The sequence below is a fragment of the Bacteroides sp. 44_46 genome (assembly GCF_001915465.1).
Classification (GTDB): domain Bacteria; phylum Bacteroidota; class Bacteroidia; order Bacteroidales; family Bacteroidaceae; genus Bacteroides; species Bacteroides clarus.
Map to the genome: position 1 here is coordinate 388,341 of NZ_MNQO01000018.1, position 18,909 is coordinate 407,249.

The window sequence follows — 18,909 nt, forward strand, 5'->3', positions numbered from 1 at the left end:
AACATAAATAAATCGCTTCATGGAGAATTTTGCCGCTATAGATTTTGAAACGGCCAATGAGCAACGTACCAGTGTATGCAGTGTCGGTGTCGTCATTGTGCGGGATGGAGAAATTGTAGACAACTATTACAGTCTGATTCGTCCCGAACCGGAATATTATACTTATTGGAATACGCGTGTACATGGTCTGACCCTGGCAGATACGGCCTGTGCACCTGTTTTTCCGACAGTATGGCAGGAAATCGCGCCTCGTATCGAGGGACTGACATTAGTGGCACATAACAAAGCGTTCGATGAAAGTTGCCTGAAAGCGGTATTTCGTACTTATGGCATGGATTATCCCGACTATGATTTCCGTTGCACTTTACAGGCGTCACGCCGTGCCATTAAAGGACTTCCCGATTATCAACTGCATACGGTAGCGGCATGGTGCGGTTACCGGTTAGAGCAACACCACCATGCGCTGGCCGATGCGGAAGCCTGTGCTTGGATAGCCAGGCAGGTTATTTAAAATATCTGTTTAGCGCAGAAACTCGTAATGACCGGCAGTACCTTCAAAAGAAAGAATACCGTCGTCCGAACGAACCTCCATGGCGGGGATATACACTTTCCCGTCTTTCTTTATTTGCCATGTTCCCGGAATGAGGTCGGTGATGACGAATTTCATGGTAGCGTTTCCGTCCACTGTCATATCGACTTTGCCGGACAAAGGCCGGCTGTCTTTGCTGAAGGTAACGACCCGGTCGGCTATTTGTACGCCTACCACTTTCTCCGCGTCAATGCGTTTCACGTTATTCATCTGTTTGCAAGTGTTGTCCGCAACCTGCATTACGTTCAAGAAGTAGTTTTCGGTGGCGGGAGCGGCCGGAGATACTTCCACACGCCATGCTCCTCGTTCGTTGGCGTCATCGGGGCGGTTGGGCAGTGCGTCATTCGGATAGTTGGTCCCGAATACCCAGAACTCTTTTCCTTTACCGCCGACTTTTTCTATTTGGGCATTTCCCGTTTCGGGCAACAATACGTGGTTTTGCAACATTCCCGTATCGCCGTTCTTCGTGCGCCGAACAGTGAAGTGGTTTCCTTCTATTACAGGTTCTTCAATACTGTGCAATAGCCAGAACTTCTTGAATTGCGGGTCGGAAGATACTACCTTGTCAAATACGATCAGCGCGCCGGGAACCTCGGCAGCGTGCAGATTCAGGAAAACGAAAGAGCGTTTGGCCTCTTTTACTTTCTCTGTATAGGCTTGAGTGATGTCGCCTTTCAGATAGGAATAGTCGGGCTTATAGGCGTCGGGTCCGAATCCGTGTCCCAGGACTTTACCGGTAGTATATTCCTTGCTTAACAGTTGCTTGAATGAGCGGCAGGTTTCCCAACGGTCGCCGGGCATACGTTGTCCGCCGTCATTGGCTGCAAATTCGGTCTTGCCGCCTCCGCCATAGTTCCAGCAGGCGAATTTCTCGTCGGGATTATATACCAGCAGAGAATTATGCGCGATGGTACGTTTGAAGAAATTCTTGTTGTGCGGGCTGTTATATCCGCCGGAGCTTCCCTGATAGGCTCCCGCATCGATAGCCAGAGGGCCTCTGTAATACAATTGGAAAGAACCGCCGTCCATATGCTGGTGGTTACCGACAAACTGTTCGTTTATTTTCATTTCGGCAATCACACTGTTCTTGTCCCATGCCGTACGGGCTATCATCCAGCCGAACGGACTTCCCGAGTAGCGTGTCAGCGGTAAGTCATCGGGCGCTTTGGCTTTCAAATCGAAGTCTCTCCACAGGATGTCGAAGATGAGACAGTGGCGTTCGATGTTGGGCTTGCGTTCGTATTCGTATGCCAGATAGCTGTCTTTGTAGAAACTGGACGCCAGCATGGCGGGCAGCGAATAGGACGGTGTGTTTTTCCTGATGGGATTGGTGTCGCCGGCCGGCATTACTTGTCCGTCGGGACGGCGGCGATAGAGGAAGTCATACAGAACGAACTGCTGTGCTGGGCTGTATATGGCCCCTGCACCCATACGCTGCAGAATCCAGAGAGAGAAGAGGTCATTGCTGAAACGTACGTTTACGTAGCTTGTTCCCTGATGATAGTTGTGTCCGGAGTAGATGTAGTTTCTTACCGGCAGATAATCCTTGAACATCATCTTTATTACGTAGTTGTACATATCCGGATATTCGTCGTAGATGGCTATGCCGGCGGAAAGCATATCCCGCAGTATCATCCATTCGCTGGAATGTCCGGCAATCGGTTCGTTGTTGCGGGGCGGATAACCGCATTCCATTGTTTTGGCTATGCGGATGAACGATTCGATATAAGCTTTTTTCTCAGACTCTTTCATTTGGTCGTAGCACCAGTCGTATACCATTGCGCCGCAGGTCAGCATCACACCGCTGGCGCGTGACAGGTCTCCCTTTGTCCCATAATTGACGTTCTGAAGTGTGTCCAGCATGGCGGTAATGGCGCTTCTGGCTTGTTTCTTATCACCGTATACCAGGTAGTCGAGCGCTTGCACCTGTACGCGGCTGGTTACGCCACGCATTTCGAAATAGTAACGGAAACCTCTGTCCTTAACTTTCGCTTCTTCTTCGGGCGTACGGTCTTTGCCTAATTTTGTCAGGGTAGCCAGAACTTCCTTTACGTGCGGATGGTTCATCCGTTTCTTTAAATCCGGCAAATCGGCGGAACGTACATAAAGCCGGGGATGTACTTGCGGTGGAACGGGCACTGTGACATCTTCCATCTTCTCCCAGGTGACTTCTGTCCGGCTTTGTTGGGCATTGCTTTTCAGACAGAAAATGCAGAGGAAAAGACTCGTGATAAATAGAATACTTTTTTTCATGTTTTTTCGTTTGGTATATTAATAAGTAGTTGTTTGTCTATCCGTTTCAGTGGGGCGGACTGCACTTAATCCTCTGTAAATGTAAAGCAAAAATAATTATTTATGTAGCCTTTGAATGAACAAAACGCCTTTGGTCTTTCATTTTTAGACATAAGTGATATAGGATGGAACATTATTGATATCACGTGCTTTCCGGTTTGGACATCATGTTGAATAAATTAAATCTCGGATTCACGGGATTTATGCATTCCTATCGGATTTATTAGTATCTTTGACACCGAATGCTAATTCGTTAAACAGCCGTTGCCCGTTCGTTAGACAACTGTCTAACGAACGGGCAACGGCTGTTTAACGCAAGGATGACATCTGTCTGACGAATTATGGTTGGCGATGCGGCTTCTTGCTGTTTATAAACGTATTGGCTGATAATGCCAATCTAACACCTTATTATATATGAGCGCTTATTATGATTTGTATCAAACCCCCAATCCTTCGAGTGAGAACCGCGATGATGTCCGCCTGCACGCCCGTATCCTGCCGAGGGGAACTATCTCCGCCGACAAATTCCGTGAACTGGTGGCTAAGGCTACCGGCTTCAGTCCCGCCATACTTGACGGAACTTTGCAGGCTGTTACGGACGAGCTGCACAGTTGGTTGTCCGAGGGTTGGACTGTGGAAGTGGGAGAGCTGGGCTATTTTTCCGTTTCGTTGAAATGTGACCGTCCGGTTACCGACAAAAAAGAAATCCGTTCCCCGTCCGTACACTTTCAGAACGTGAATCTGCGGCTGGGCAGTAAGTTCCGCAGCCGTTTCGATACGATGGAGTTGGAGCGTAAGGCTTCTCCGTATGTGTCCCGTTCCTCGATGAGTGAGGAGGAACGGAAAGAAAAGCTGTTGCGGCATCTGGATAAATATGGATGTATCACGCGTACGGATTATGAATCGGCAACGGGATTGGTGAAGCATCGGGCAATGACGGACTTGAACCGGTATCTTGAGGAGGGCGTGATACGTAAGTATGGCAGCGGTAAGACGGTGGTCTATTTGAAACCGTGATATCGGGAGAGAAACTTTTTTTATTAGCGATTTGTTTCTACCTTTGGCATGCGTATAAAATTTTAAAAGCCGATAACTATGAATGTAAAAATGATGTCTGTTTGCCTGGCATGCGCCGGAGCGCTTCTGGCGGGCTGTGGAAACAGTCGTGAAAAAAATGCTGCTGCTGCCGCTGAAACGGAGAAAACGGAAATAGTAGGGGACGATAAGGATGAACATGGATGTATCGCTTCGGCAGGGTATACATGGAGCGAGGTGCAGAAAGATTGTATCCGTCTGTGGGAGAAAGGGGTTCGCCTGGCTTCTGTTGACGATGCGGAGAATACACTGTTTATTGTGTTCAGTCCCGACTCCACTCAAGTAGAACTGTTTTTCTCGGAAGAGGACGCTCAGAACGAAATTCTTGACCGTCGTAGCTTGCCTGCCGGGGGATATGCCTGGAATATGGAAGATGACGATACGAAGAACGTGCGCTTGGAGAATGGCAAGTGGACTGTAGGCCGACGTGGAAAGCTCATTTATAAACAGGTGGCGGACAAATAATTTCTTGAATGATGGATGATTTGAAAACTCTGACTGGTAAGGTCTGTGACATAGCCCGTGCGGCAGGACATTTCCTAAAGGAAGAACGGAAAAGTTTCCGCAGGGAAGCGGTAGAGGAAAAGCATGCCCATGACTATGTTTCCTATGTGGATAAAGAGTCTGAAAAGCGTGTTGTCGCCGCATTGAAAGCTCTTTTGCCCGAAGCCGGTTTCATTGTGGAGGAAGGTTCGGCAGTCTACCGGGATGAACCTTATTGCTGGGTGGCGGATCCGCTGGACGGCACTACCAACTATATTCATGACAATGCGCCTTACTGTGTCAGCATCGCTTTGCGCAATAAGCGCGAGTTGCTGCTGGGAGTGGTTTATGACCCTTGTCTGGACGAGTGCTTCTATGCTTGGAAAGGCGGTGGCGCGTATCTTAACGAACAGCCCATACAGGTGTCTTCCGTCCGCAGGTTGGAGGACGCTTTTGTAGTAACGGAGCTTCCTTATAATTCGGAGCAGTATGCCCGTACGGGAGAGTATCTGATACATAAACTGTATGGCAAGGTGGCAGGTATTCGTATGAATGGTTCCGCTGCAATGGCCATCTGTTATGTGGCTGCCGGACGTTTCGATGCCTGGCTGGAGGCTTTTCTTGGAAAATGGGATTTTTCGGCGGCAGCCTTGATTGTACAGGAAGCCGGCGGACAGGTGACTGATTTTTATGGTAACGCCTGTTTTATCGACGGGCATCATGTGGTTGCTACCAACGGACGGTTGCATCCGTTCCTGTTGCAGCTGGTAGAGGAAGCCATGCCTTCGGGCATGTAGCGCTCCGGCATGCGGTTATGGACGTTGCGCTGATTTTATGAATTGGCAGTATTATGGAAAACACGCTTAAAACCTGGTTTTTATCTTTTCTTCATTTGTTCTTTTCCCGTCAGTGTGCTGTGTGTGGCACACCCTTGCAGGAAGGAGAGGAGACTATTTGTCTGAAATGTAATATGAATCTGCCCCGTACGGATTATCATCTTCGTACGGACAATCCGGTGGAACGTATGTTCTGGGGAAAACTTCCTTTGGAACGTGCTACCTCCTATTTCTTTTACCATAAGGGCAGTGATTTCTGCCGGATACTGCATCAATTGAAATATGGCGGCCGTAAGGACTTGGGAGAGACAATGGGGCGTTTTATGGCGGCGGAACTGACTGTTTCGGGGTTCTTTCATAGTGTGGACGTCATTGTGCCCATCCCTTTACATCCCCGCAAGCAACGGATGCGGGGATACAATCAGAGTGAATGTATCGCCAAAGGTGTGGCTGCGGTTACGGGTATTTCTTTGGATGCTGCTTCCGTGATGCGCAGGAAGCATACGGAGACGCAGACAAGTAAGTCTGCCTATGAGCGGTGGGAGAATGTGGACGGCATCTTTCATCTCCGCCATCCCGAACGTTTCGTCGGAAAACATATCCTGCTGGTAGATGATGTACTTACTACCGGAGCTACCACCACTGCGTGCGCCGATGTATTTAGGGACGTAGAGGGCGTGCGTATCAGTGTGCTGACACTTGCCGTAGCGAATTTTTGATAAATTCCGGTATTTCGGAAGAAAGACAAACTTCCGGATGTGTATTAAAGTTTGTAATCTGTGTACTTTTTTAACAGAATCGTCACTTGAACTAATCTGTTTTTTAGGCATTTATATGGCTCACTTTTAAAGTAGAAGCTATATGAGTAAAACAAATCTGTCGGCCTATATGGCCATGACTATCTCTCAGTTGAGAGGAGAACGGCGCATGGGTACGGCGCACGTGTATCAAAGTACATTGAATCGCATCAAGGACTTTATGGAGCGGGATTCCATAAGTTTTGAAGAAGTCACTCCCGTGTGGCTGAAAGCGTTTCAAGAGTATCTGTTGGGACGTCAGCTCCATTGGAATACGATTTCCACTTATATGAGAATGTTGCGTGCCACTTATTTTCGCGCTGTGGATGAAGGGATGGCGCCTTATCAACCCAGACTTTTCAAAGGGGTGTATACGGGAACAAAGGTTACCGTGAAACGTGCTGTGGATGAAGATGTGTTCCGCCGGCTCGATACACCTGTGGCGGATGAAAGTCTGGAGTCCGTACGCTTGCTTTTTCTATTGCTTTTTATGCTTCGTGGAATGCCGTTTGTGGATATTGCTTATCTGCGGCATTGTGATTTACATGATAATGTGATAGTATATCGTCGTAAAAAGACGGGCGCATGGCTTACTGTACGCGTTGAGGCTAAAGCAATGGAGATTATCCGCAGTCTCAAGAATGCCGACGGGGCTTCTCCCTATTTATTTCCTCTTATTCATCATCCGGGAAAGGATGAGTACCGGCAATACCAAAACGCCCTGCGCGGTTTTAATTACCGCTTAAAGAAATTAGGGGAATATATAAACGGCATTACGGGATTGACGAGCTATACGGCAAGGCATAGCTGGGCTACTATTGCCAATTATCGGAATTATCAACAAGAGCTTATCAGTAATGCAATGGGACATTCTTCTGTTAAGGTAACAGAAACTTACTTTAAGAGACACTCGGATGATAAAATATGGGATATGAATAAGGAAATAGTGTCTTATGTATTTAGTAAACAGTGATTTATAAATGTTTAGGCGTGTGCGATTTATCGTGTTGACTTTCTGATAATACTACAAGCATTCTCCGTTACTTTGTAGGTAACGGGAATTATTTGTTTATCGCAAATATCAACAATACATTTGTATCAAACAAGAAAAAAAAGGATTTTTTTTGAAAAATAAGTAAAAACCGCCTTTCTATATACTTATAAGGTGCATTACTTTGAATAACAGTATTTTCCCTTAACGGGAAATGCATAATACTCCCATAGCCGTGTTATGTAAAATTAACACGGGAAGATCTGCTCGTACTCTCTCGATTCATCCGATAATCCGTAACAGTTGGTTATGTCGGTACAAGAATGCCTCTTGCAGCGTGTTTCTCCTTGCTTTCCGTTACCTACAAAGTAACGGGAATGTTAAAACGACAAAGCATATAAACAGATAACTTATATCATATAAAAACGGAGAGTATGAAAAAGAGCTTTTGCATTATTTTCCTATTTGTCGGCATCTCTTTGTCAGCACAGGATATGGCTGTCAAAACGAACCTGCTGTATGATGCTACAACGACCTTTAATCTAGGTGCCGAATTCTGTCTGGCTCCAAAATGGACGCTGGATCTTTCTGCCAACTATAATCCTTTTACATTTTCAGACAATAAGAAGTGGAAGCACTGGATGGTACAACCTGAAGCACGATATTGGCTGTGTGAGGCGTTTAACGGTCACTTCTTGGGTCTTCATAGCGGATATGCCTTTTATAATGCCGGTGGTGTAAGGTTTCCGTTTCAAGATAAGTCCACCCGTGATTATCGTTATCAGGGTTGGGCTACAGGTGTGGGGTTCTCTTATGGATATTCGTGGATTTTAGGCAAACGTTGGAATCTGGAAGCTACACTCGGTTTCGGTTATATTTATTCGAGCTATGACAAATATGAGTGCGCTACCTGTGGTGACTTTAAGAATAGTGACAAGAAACACTATTTCAGTCCTACCAAGGCAGGCATATCCATTATTTATATGATAGACTAAGGCTTTGCAACTAAAAAACGAAGAATAATGAAAAATATACTGTCAATCGGAATCCTCTTTCTGTTTGGGTACTCTGCATCTGCCCAGATAGTGGTGGAAAATGCAAGTGTGAAAAAGGTGAAGCGTAATGTGGAAGTACGTTTCGAGGTACACGAACGCCCCGAAGGAATGCATAGCCGGCAGAAAATGGTGTTGCTTCCTTATTTGTACGGTGGCAGGGACACGTTGTGGTTAGCACCTGCCCGGATATATGGTAAAATAAGATACAAACGTGAACGCCAGGAAGCGGCATTGAATGGTGAACGTCATTGGATGCTGAAAGAGAATGAGGCATTATGGAAGAAAGACACACTTTGCTATGCATCGACTGCCGTCTACGAACGTTGGATGAAACGTGCTTCGTTGGGAGTGGCTTACTATCTGGAAGGATGCGGTTGCAATTGTTGCAACGGCAATCAAAGCCTGCTGAATAATGCAGAGGTATATACGCCACCGGTGATTTCGGTGACGGAAGTGGCTCCGCAATCAAGGAAATTCGAGGTTGTTGAAGCCAAGAAACAATGGAGCTTCCGGGATGAGATGAGAATATATTTTCCATTGTCGGTCACAGTATTACACTTGGATAGATACAATAACCGGAGAACTTTGGATGAGATAGTAGCTACTATACGTAAAATCAATGATATGGATAAACTGCGGCTTCAAGGTGTGGAGATAACAGGATTTGCCTCCCCCGAAGGTGGGTTGGAATTGAATACCCGCCTGGGTGCCAAACGTGCGGAGTCTTTGAAAGGCTATATACAAGAAGCGGAACCTTCTTTGAAAGATGATGATTTCCATCTGATAAACGGTGTGGAGAATTGGGAAGGCCTGCGTGCTTTGGTAGAGGCATCCGATATGGAATTTAGGGAAGAAGTACTGGCAATTCTGGATAATGAGAGGGGGAAGGCAAATTGGAAAACAATTCTGATGAAACTGGCAGGCGGCAAGCCCTACCGTTATATGTTGGATAACTTCTATCCGCAATTACGTAATGCCTGCTATGTGTCTGTTTACTATGACATGCTGGGCGACAAGGCGGCCGATGCGGTGAACACGGCGAACGGGTTGATTCGGGAAGGTAAGTATGCGGAGGCTTTGCAAATATTGTTGGAATATCAGAAAGACGATCGTGCGTTCAACAGTATCGGTGTATGCCACATGATGTTGGAAAATGAGGAGGAAGCCATCGGGTGGTTTGAACGTGCTTTGCTGACGGGGCACGAAGAAGCGCGAAAGAACCTGGAGCAACTGAAATAATGGAATTTTGCAAAAACAGAATAGAGTGTTAATAAATTAATTATTCATCTTTTTTAAATTAGTGTTATGAAATTAAACAATTGGATTTTGATGGCGGCAATGACAATGGGTCTTGTTGCTTGTAACAACGATGATGCTCCGGAAAGTACGCTTCCGGAAGGCAAGGGAAAAACGGTAACGGTGACTATCAAGGGAAACAAGGTTGATTCAAGAGCGGCAAATGAAGGGGACGCTTTTACTGACAACAACACAAAAGCAACATTAACTTCTGCCACCATCTTCTTTTTGACGGATGCTGCTACTACTGGAACCGTTTGCGATTATAGAGAGTTGACTGTAACGGGGAGCCCCCAGCAGTTACATAATGTAAATCCTGCAGCCAAGGCTGCCTATGTAGTGGGTAATATTAATTTGTCGGGAAAACATTTCAATACGTTGGCAGACTTACTAAATTTGTCAGCTAACTTGTCGGAGTATACGACTTTGGCAAGTGTACCGGTGACCAGCGGCACTACTGCCACTGCGCTGACTGAAGGAGGAACCCATGACGCAACTGCTACAGATCATACAAACGGTAAGATGTACACTGTTGACTTTACTGTGAATCCGATTTTGTCTCGTATTGAAATAGGTGGAACCGTAACACTAACCGTGAGTGATGGTATGGATAAATTCACTTTCTCTTCTTTGCAACCGACTCATGTTGGTTTGAATAATGTAGCACCTTCTTTCACTTTGGCAGGTGCTCCTTCAGGGGCTCCACTTGAAGCAGGTGACAATGCAAAAGGTTATCCCGGAGATCTTACCACGGCTGGAAGTTGGATGTTTGATGTATTAACTCCTAAGGAGATGATTACTGATGCAACGACGGCTGCTCCTTTTTCATTGCCGGTACATGGCTACAACTTGGCTGCCGGTAGCCAACCGACAGTTATGCTTGCTTTTAATAGTGAAAGAGCTGATGATGCTGTGACTATTCCTCCGGTTCCGCGCGCATACCTCAAAATTATAAATTTCACGGATCAAGCAACAGACGCTAATAAAAAAGTACTTGCAGCTGGTAAAATTTATAAAATTGAAAATTTGACTATCAAAAACGGCGAGTTGACCAACTTGGACAATACGGTTATTTGTGTGGAAGCCACAGTTACAGTTGGAAACTGGGGGGTTGAAACAATCACCACTCCGGAATACGGGAAATAATCACCATTCTAATTTTAGGGGAACCGGGTACAGAGCCCGGCTCCCTTTTAATAGTAAACATTATATTAACATACATTCATGATGAACAGACTGATGAAATATGTTTTGCTCTTATCGGGCATTTTTTTCCTTGTCGGTTGTGTCAAGGAGAATTTAGATGGATGCCGTAAGAATTTCACGCTTAAGCTGAGTTATACGGGGGATAGTTCGCTTGAAATTATCGGAGATAAGATCCGTAACATCCGGATGTATGTTTTCCGCCCCGACGACAGCCACGTCACTTCTTTTTTAGTACCGGAAGAAGAATTGAAAGCACGGGAAGTAGTACTTCCGGAGTTGTCGAAAGGGAGCTATCGCATCGTCAGCGTTGCAAACACGGACAATACGGGTATAACCGATCCGACAGTAGGCGACTGCGATGAAATCAGTTTTGCCTGTTCTCGTTATCTGGCAGGTGGCTGGACAACATCAAACGATTCACTTTATTATGCTTCGACGTGGATTGAGGTGAGTGATAAGCTGGCGGAAGATGCAATGGTAAATTTTGCCAGTTCGCATTATAAGATTTATACAGAAGTGGTGGGTATAGATCCTGCTCTCCTTACACGCAGCAACGGTGGATTTAGGCTGGAGCTGTGTGGCTTGTTACCCGAAACAAACTTTGAGAACCAGGTTGGTGGTGAGCCTGTTACTTATTATCCTGAATTGGGGAATTACGACCCCGCAACGAAATCGTGTGAGGCACGTTTTAACATTATGCGCCATATCGACAGTTCGGTGGTGCTGACTCTTTTCAATCAAGACAACGAAATTGTTGTACAAATAAATCTAGCTGAATTTTTGGCGGACCATCCGGATATAGACCTCACAATGAATGAGGTTCTAATACCGATCTCCATTCGCTTTAAGGAAGTGGGCGTGACGATAACCGTACCGGAATGGTTTATTGAAGAAATTGACCCGGAAATATAATAGGGCATAAAAGAGATATAATTGGTTATAATGGAGACGGATTAATTATGAAGAGACATTTATATAACATATTTTTCACTGTCGTTGCAGGCATGGCAGTGCTTTGTGGAAGTTGTACGCATGAAGATACGGACATCTCTCCCGTGTCGTCCGGCATTGCCGTCAATATGAGCATTGAAACGGAAGCGAATGACGGCATACAGTCCGGTACCGATAGCGAGAATGCCATTGAGCGTCTGCGGGTATATGCTTACCGGAGTGAGAAACAGGTGGGATATTATTATAGCTCAAACTCATCCGCTATATCCAACTTTTGGATGGATTTGGAAATACCCGCTGGTACGGGTAATGTGGATGTTGACTTTTATGTGATTGCCAATGAGCATGTTTGCTGGAACAGCCCAGGTGGTGAAATGGCAAGCGGGTCTGCTTACTTTAGGGAAAAAATGACTAAAAAAGAACTGGAAGATTTCCATTTTGCGGAACGCCGCCTTGCTACAACGGGAGGAACAACACTACTGTTACCCATGTCTGTGAAAGTGACAAGGAATTTGAACACCGATAATGTGAATTTTGCGGCGGGAACCGGTACTCACGACGGGCATCATCAGTTACAAGAAAATGCATTGAAGTTCGAATTGATACGTTGTGTGAGCAAATTGGAAATGTATTTTGCCAAAGGAGCAGAGTGTGGGTTGACGGTGAACAGCATTGCTTTGCAGAAAGAGGGTATTTGTGACTGGGCCTATGTGACAGAGCCTACGGAAGAGATGTTGAAAAACATTCCCCATACTTTTACGAACGAATTGACGTTGCTGGAGGAACCTGCGGTGATAGAGAAGATTCTTTTGGAAGGCGAGATGTCGGGAGCAGAATTGGACAGGTATGTAAATGTGCTGGAGACTACACCCTTCTATTTGTTTGAGAATTACTACGGGGCGGATGATACTAATACCCCAGGAGATGCGAACGGTTACAAACTGACTGTCAGTTATACGCTGGACGGAGCACCCGGTACAAAAGATATTTACCTGCCTCCAACGAAGCGAAATACCATTTACCGTGTATTGAACTGGGTACCAAGAGATGGAGTGGTATCGGTGGTGTATACGGTAGACGATTGGGATGATTCGGCAGGAGATGCGGTGGTGGACTTTGTGTACCCGGAGGGATATTCTTTTACACCTTTCTTTGCAGGAGATGATCCGGGCAGATTCAGTACGGAAGTTTGTTTTTCTGATGATTCCTCAAAAGAGATTACCACTCGGTTTAAATTCAGGATGCCGAGCGGTACTATGTCATGGACCCCTTCTTTGGGCAATGGAGATTCAAACCAGTTTGAAGTAAAGGTTTATAAAAACTATAATACGGCCCAACAGGAAGAAGTAAGTTACCCGGTACCAACGGGAGATACGGAATACGTGATCGAGATACGGGCAAAACAATCCTTGTTGCAAGCGGGTATTGAACATCCGGAAGTGGAATTCTGCATACGTACAAGATTGTGGGGGCTGGAAAATATTGCATTGCCTATCAACAAGAATGAAGACTGGCCTTGGATGACGGAAACAAAGAAGGATTCTCACATTAAAATAACTCAGGGATTAGACTTATAATTTAAAAACAGGGATGATGAAACGAATACATATGTTGTTTGCGGCGTTGATGCTATTGGTGTTGGCGGGCTGCATCAGGGATTCTTTGGAAGTACCTTGTGCTATCGGAGGAAAGGATAATATCCTGTTGGTTGTAGGAAAGGACGATGGTATGCTTACGCGTGCTGCAAATGCGGATACGGAGAGCAAAGTAACTCATTTGGATGTGCTGATTTTCGATAAAGAGGGAAATAAGGTACATCATGAACTTTTTCAGAATCTGTCGGACGACAATACATTACTTCTGAGTAAACGTAAATCTGCTTTTGAGATAGATGAAGAATATACTGTTTTTCTGATTGCCAATTATCCGGTGGATAATGAGAATAGTCTGTCAGCTATTGAAAAACAGACAGAGCTGCAAGATTTGAAGCTTCGCACGGCGAATGTACACGCAACGGGGCTGGATGATACCAATGCGAATGTACCGGGGAGTTTCCTGATGGACGGCCACACATCGATGGTTTTGAATCCGGAGGGAACGTCGCAGGATGCAATAGAGGTACCTGTATCGTTGAAGCGCGCGGCGGCGAAGATTGTCATTACGTTGAAACAAGGAGAGAAGGTGAAATTCATTCATGATGAAACCAGCCCTGAACCCTTGAAGAACAGGACGTCACGTAAGCCGGTGAACTTCCCGATGTCGACTTTCGTGGTGGAACCTTCAGAAGGGGAGATGAAAGCTTTCAGACCTGTATTGTACAGTGGCGCGTCTACTACTATTTTTGGTACGGATGTTTCCGGAATGGGTACGAGCAATGCGACTATGACTATGACGCTTTATGCCTATCCGAATGATTGGAGAGAGGATGCACTTGCCGATAATGAGCCGAGTGTGTTGATGCGCGTACCGTTGGTAGAAAATGAGGAGACAGTAGATGAGAATTATTATAAGATTCCGGTGAACCTCAGTTCGAAGAAGGATGAGAAAGGACAGTTGAAGCGTAATCATATATATAATATAACGGTGACCATCAATGGTCGAGGAGGAGAAAACGAAGCGGTGCCGGTGGAACTGACTGATGTGCTACTCGAGGTGGAACCTTGGCGGAGCAAGGATATTGTTGTAGGCGGTGAAGATAGTCCGGAATTCCTCTTTTTGAGCGATAAAAAGGTACGTATGGATAATGCGAGAGAAAATCACTCGGTAAGTTATTCTTCATCTTCCCCAATCGAGAAGGTAGAAGTGGTAGAGGTATATTATTATGATAAATTTGGCTTAAAACAGACATTGGAGGATTCTCAAATTTTGGGATTACCAATTACGGTTTCGGCTTCCACAGAAAGCGGAGAAGGGGTGATTGATATTAGTAGCCCTGTACCGACCAACCTTGCCGTACGGTATATTGTAGTGAAAGTGACGAATGAAGAAGGAAAAGCAGAGGAATTAACGTTTGAACAGTATCCTCTGGAGTATGTAACTTCGCAGTTGGGGTATTTTTCGTATAGGACGGATTTTACAGCTAATAATAGAGAGGATAATGTAACGACGTGGGTGAGCCATTATGGATTTAACTTAGATTTCGTGCTTCCTAGAGAAACTAATGACAGAGTTAATGTTCAATTAAATAATGGTACTGACGAGAATAAATGGAAGTGGAATTTTGACCGATGGAATATGTCTTCTTATAGTGAATCAGATTGGGTGAGCGGAGAGAATACAGTATTTATATCTAAAGTATTGCAAGATTATTCAGTCGAGACAGGATTAGGAAAAATTTTCAGTTATGGCTGGAGCCTTTCTCTGTTTAGTAGGTGGGGATGTTATTATCTGAACTCTGGACGTGAAAATTCTAATGTCTATCATATTCGTATTGCAGCTACTTCGGATGAAAATCATATAGGTATTCCTCGCAGAATACCTTATACAGGTAGTAATGTTACTTTTGATGAAGACATGACCGATCCTGCAGATGATAATGCAAAAGTAGTTTCTCCTTCTTTCATGGTTAGTTCTCATTTAAGTATATTAAAAGGAGAAGCGGATATTCTTAAAAATGAATATCAGGCAGCCAGCCATTGTGACAAGTATGTAGAGGTGGTTTTCAGAAACCGTCCTGTTACTTGGAGTAATACATTGGCACAGATTTCTAATCCCGGTACTTATGCCAGTGTGAAAAAGCAGTTGGAGGATGACGGTTTTATCGTGTATGACGATTGGCGTTTGCCTACAAGAGCAGAATTGGAGATTATTGATGGTTTTCAAGCGAATATAGATGCTCATGAATTGGGAGGCTCATTGTCAAATTCTGGTACGTATGCGATGGACTGGTTGTTAGATCGTAAGCAATATTGGTCGGCAAATGGTGCTGTCACGATAACAAATAATCCTGCCAATAGCAGGTCTGGTATCGGTATCCGTTGCGTGCGTGACCATTTCAAGGACAAGTAATAACCTTTATTATTCAGGATTATGAAGAAGAGTATTTTATTATATTGTTTATTTACCGTTTTTTGTTTGTTGGGCGGATGTAGGCAAGATGATTTTGCTTCTCCGGAGAGGAATATTGGAGAAAGGGAGTTGGTATTCAGATTGGAAGTCCCTGATATGCGTGAAGTTTCCACCCGCAATGTGGATTCGGACGGCTACGGGATACAGTCTCTGACGTTGCTCTGCTTCGACCGTGACGGTAGTTATCTTTCGCGCGTGGAAGTGAAACCGGAGGAATTGAAGATAGAAGGAGACATGCTTTCCGGAACTTTAAAGAAAAGCGTTGTTCCGGGACAGACGCAAATCGTTCATTTTGTGGTAAACCAGAATTTCAGCAGTTTCAGCGATGGTGAAAATATTTCACGTCATGAAAGTACCATTTTGCAGGGCTTACTTTCTACTTCGGCCAAAGTGGTTTATTGGGGACGTGTGAGTAGCGTGGTGAAGAAGGAAGACGGTACGGTGAGTGATGGTGACCTTTCGGTAAAATTGAACAATCAGACGGTGACTTTATGTCGGAACATGGCGAAAATCACGGTGGAGCAAGGTACGGTGAATTATAATAACGGTACGGAAGATATTAATGGTTTTGTGGTGCCTTTTGAGGTGACAGGTATGGCGTTCTGCAACGGTTATGCTTATGGTACGGTGGCTCCTTACAATCGGAACACCAGAACTTTCGATTGGACGCCCGATAATTTTACGGTTACGCTGCCGTCCGATTTGCGCCGGGCTTCGGTAGACGGGGTTTACAGTAACCAAAATGTGGAGTACGTTTTTGAGAATGAAAACCCGGAGGCCAATCAGGCGTATGTGGTGATACGGGGACGGAATACGGGTAACGGTGCTACGGAAACGGACAATTTGTATTATCGGATACTGTTGCTGGATCCGAAAACGCAGGATCCCTATCCTATCGTACGCAATTATAACTATCGTATAATTATTACGGGTGAGTTGCGTGGCGGTGTTTCTACCTTTGAGGAAGTGCAGGATGCGTCGTTTGTGAACAATGTATGGATTTCCATCGACCAGAAGATTCCTTCTGTGTACGACGGTAAGGTGACGCTTTCGGTAGAGAAGACGTTTGTTGTCAACAAGTTCTCCGAAGGCGCGCCGGGACGGATGGCGACAGTGAATTTTACTTGTACAGGCATTCCTACGGGCGAGCATCCTGTGGTGTCGTGGGTGACGAATAATGTGTCTTCTACACAGAATTTTACTTATGCTGACGGGGGAACCGCGATAGGAACTTTTACATTGGATGCAGCAGGGAATGGAAAAGTTACCATGCAGCTGCTACCATTGGGAAGCGGTAGGACCCAACGTTCGGGTGAGCTGATGATTAAGTACGGCAAGTTGCAGCGGACGATCAAGCTTTTGACGGTGACGGATTTTAATTTTGACCCTTGCTGGGCATCAACGAATGTGGATGCCGGACATGCCGGTACTGACGAGGGTGAAGAGGTGATCCTGATGTTCAGTATTCCGGAAGATTTTCCAGAAGAATTACTACCACTCGATGTATTGATTTCCGCCGATCATCTGGATGCCAATTCTACTCAGGGCTTGCGTGTAATCTATCAGCAAGACTATGTGGACGAAAACGGTTATCCCATGGCGGCGTGGGGAGAAGATAATGGATTGGGATACAAATATGTTTATAAGGTTACGAAAGAAGCGGTGGAGCAGGCCCGAATGCAGCGTCTCTACTTACGTACCATGTTGACACCGGAAGCGAAAAAAGGAGAAATAATGATTGAAAACCAGTATTTTAAGCCATTAACGAAGACTTTTACTTTTGCGGAGAATCCGAAGGGTACGATTAAGGTGGAGAATGTATTGCATCATGATGAGTATAATGTGGATTATGTGCTTGTGCCTGCAAAGAAAAATGAACAGTTCTTTATTGAATTTACGTTAGAGGGAGGAATCAATGAATACAACCGTTTTTTGATATTTACAGAGTACCTGGACCCCTATACAAATGATGAGTTGACCGAATTGGGTATACAACCTGACGGGAAGATTTCGGAATATACTGGTGAAACGGGTTCGAGCGGACGTGTGTTGCTTTATGAGCCGATTAAAGATAGGGGAACACAAAATCCGGACGGTTCGCTGACATTGAAAGCTTATATGAAGACAAATACGTCACGTTTTGACGAGACGATTCGGTTGGCTACTGCCAATGGACAGGATGTAGGCGGTGAACCGTATAATTACCGTGGAACAACGTTCAACTTGGCTCCATATGCACCTTTTGCATTTGATTTGAAAATAGAAGGACAGAAAAGTCCGGCTGAATTGGAGTATAACCGTGTGGGTACGGCGGTGAAGTTGAGTTTTAACCTTCAGTCGTTTGTAGCGAGTGATAGTGAGATAGTGTCCCCTGTCGGCAGAGAATTTCAATGTTATATCAATGCACCGATGCTGGACTTACCGGAAAATTACAATAATCCGCAATTACGGAAAGAAGGGGAACGTTTTGTGTATACGGTGAAGAAAGACCAAGGATTGGGAATGGTGACACTGAATTTTGTAACGTCGTCTATTGTGACGGAAGGAGAAATAATGATTTCATCGGACGACAATGTACGTTTTGACAGTGAAACGGTACTTGTCAGAAATAAACATATTGCAGGTATATTGCGAACGGATAATGGGTCTGATATACCGACAGATGCTTTCGTCATTTTCGAGAATAAGGATGATGGCACTCGTATCGGAACGATAACCATGGGGGCGAACGGTAGCTATACTCTACGTCTTCGGGGTGAATATAGTTATTCATGGACTGGGACCAAAATGATTATGCGCTGGAATGCTACAGATGGGGAATATTGCAGCGATGAATTGACTCTGGCGCAAATTGTGGCTGATCCGGATGTAATATTGAAAAAGAAATAGGAATAATACTAAAATCACTTTGACTAAGTAACTATATACAATGGCCGTCTGTGACAGATAGCCTTGTTGTTTGTTTTGTTTGTAGCATCCCATTCTTGTGCCTGGTGAGGTGAAGAATGGGATACTTTTTTTATGAAAACAAAAAAGGTTCGCCGCAATGACGAACCTTTTCGCTCTTCCTCTTGGACTTGAACCAAGGACCCTCTGATTAACAGTCAGATGCTCTAACCGACTGAGCTAAGGAAGAATGTTGCATTCAAGTTTTTCTTTCGCTCTTCCTCTTGGACTTGAACCAAGGACCCTCTGATTAACAGTCAGATGCTCTAACCGACTGAGCTAAGGAAGAATGTTGTTTTTTCTC

Annotated in this window: 14 protein-coding genes and 2 tRNA genes; 13 read left to right on the forward strand and 3 right to left on the reverse strand. The window is 45.0% G+C overall.

The window, feature by feature from the left end; translation table 11 throughout:
* Positions 1-19 precede the first annotated feature (19 nt).
* Positions 20-511 carry a 3'-5' exonuclease gene (locus BHV73_RS11110; RefSeq protein WP_009122179.1) on the forward strand — a complete coding sequence of 164 codons (492 nt, stop codon included), beginning with the start codon at positions 20-22 and terminating at the stop codon, positions 509-511.
* 9 nt (positions 512-520) lie between these two features.
* Here the strand turns inward: BHV73_RS11110 and hepB are convergent, their stop codons facing one another.
* Positions 521-2,842 carry a heparin/heparin-sulfate lyase HepB gene (gene hepB, locus BHV73_RS11115; RefSeq protein WP_286738321.1) on the reverse strand — a complete coding sequence of 774 codons (2,322 nt, stop codon included), beginning with the start codon at positions 2,840-2,842 and terminating at the stop codon, positions 521-523.
* Between the two features lie 453 nt (positions 2,843-3,295).
* Between hepB and BHV73_RS11120 the strand changes: the two genes are divergently transcribed.
* The 12 genes from BHV73_RS11120 (at position 3,296) to BHV73_RS11175 (ending at position 18,548) form a co-directional block, all read left to right on the forward strand.
* Complete coding sequence (locus tag BHV73_RS11120) at positions 3,296-3,898, forward strand: HU family DNA-binding protein (protein ID WP_009122182.1); 603 nt, start codon at positions 3,296-3,298, stop codon at positions 3,896-3,898.
* 78 nt (positions 3,899-3,976) lie between these two features.
* Positions 3,977-4,441 (forward strand): hypothetical protein, encoded by a 465-nt coding sequence (locus BHV73_RS11125; protein ID WP_286738323.1) that lies wholly within the window; start codon positions 3,977-3,979, stop codon positions 4,439-4,441.
* Between the two features lie 11 nt (positions 4,442-4,452).
* Complete coding sequence (locus tag BHV73_RS11130; protein WP_286738347.1) at positions 4,453-5,256, forward strand: inositol monophosphatase family protein; 804 nt, start codon at positions 4,453-4,455, stop codon at positions 5,254-5,256.
* Positions 5,257-5,309: 53 nt separating this feature from the next.
* A complete protein-coding gene (locus tag BHV73_RS11135) occupies positions 5,310-6,014 on the forward strand; it encodes a ComF family protein (protein ID WP_286738324.1) in 705 nt (234 codons plus the stop codon).
* A gap of 142 nt (positions 6,015-6,156) precedes the next feature.
* Positions 6,157-7,065 (forward strand): tyrosine-type recombinase/integrase, encoded by a 909-nt coding sequence (locus BHV73_RS11140; RefSeq protein WP_286738326.1) that lies wholly within the window; start codon positions 6,157-6,159, stop codon positions 7,063-7,065.
* Between the two features lie 452 nt (positions 7,066-7,517).
* Positions 7,518-8,078, forward strand: a complete 561-nt coding sequence (locus BHV73_RS11145; protein WP_286738328.1) for a DUF3575 domain-containing protein — start codon at positions 7,518-7,520, stop codon at positions 8,076-8,078.
* 27 nt (positions 8,079-8,105) lie between these two features.
* Complete coding sequence (locus tag BHV73_RS11150) at positions 8,106-9,377, forward strand: OmpA family protein (protein ID WP_286738330.1); 1,272 nt, start codon at positions 8,106-8,108, stop codon at positions 9,375-9,377.
* A gap of 66 nt (positions 9,378-9,443) precedes the next feature.
* Positions 9,444-10,580, forward strand: a complete 1,137-nt coding sequence (locus BHV73_RS11155; RefSeq protein WP_286738331.1) for a hypothetical protein — start codon at positions 9,444-9,446, stop codon at positions 10,578-10,580.
* Between the two features lie 78 nt (positions 10,581-10,658).
* Positions 10,659-11,552: a FimB/Mfa2 family fimbrial subunit gene (locus BHV73_RS11160; RefSeq protein ID WP_286738332.1), complete on the forward strand. Its 894-nt coding sequence runs from the start codon at positions 10,659-10,661 to the stop codon at positions 11,550-11,552.
* Between the two features lie 47 nt (positions 11,553-11,599).
* The gene (locus BHV73_RS11165; RefSeq protein ID WP_286738333.1) at positions 11,600-13,168 is read left to right on the forward strand and encodes a fimbrial protein; all 1,569 of its coding nucleotides are present in this window, start codon (positions 11,600-11,602) and stop codon (positions 13,166-13,168) included.
* A 16-nt stretch (positions 13,169-13,184) separates the two neighbouring features.
* Entirely contained in the window at positions 13,185-15,599 is a 2,415-nt protein-coding gene (fimD, locus tag BHV73_RS11170; protein WP_286738334.1) for a fimbrial tip adhesin FimD, read from the forward strand.
* A 21-nt stretch (positions 15,600-15,620) separates the two neighbouring features.
* The gene (locus BHV73_RS11175) at positions 15,621-18,548 is read left to right on the forward strand and encodes a FimE-like fimbrial tip protein (protein ID WP_286738335.1); all 2,928 of its coding nucleotides are present in this window, start codon (positions 15,621-15,623) and stop codon (positions 18,546-18,548) included.
* Positions 18,549-18,721: 173 nt separating this feature from the next.
* Here BHV73_RS11175 and BHV73_RS11180 read toward each other — a convergent pair.
* Positions 18,722-18,795: transfer RNA gene (locus BHV73_RS11180), tRNA-Asn, on the reverse strand.
* Positions 18,796-18,820: 25 nt separating this feature from the next.
* A tRNA-Asn gene (locus tag BHV73_RS11185) sits at positions 18,821-18,894 on the reverse strand.
* Positions 18,895-18,909: the final 15 nt, after the last annotated feature.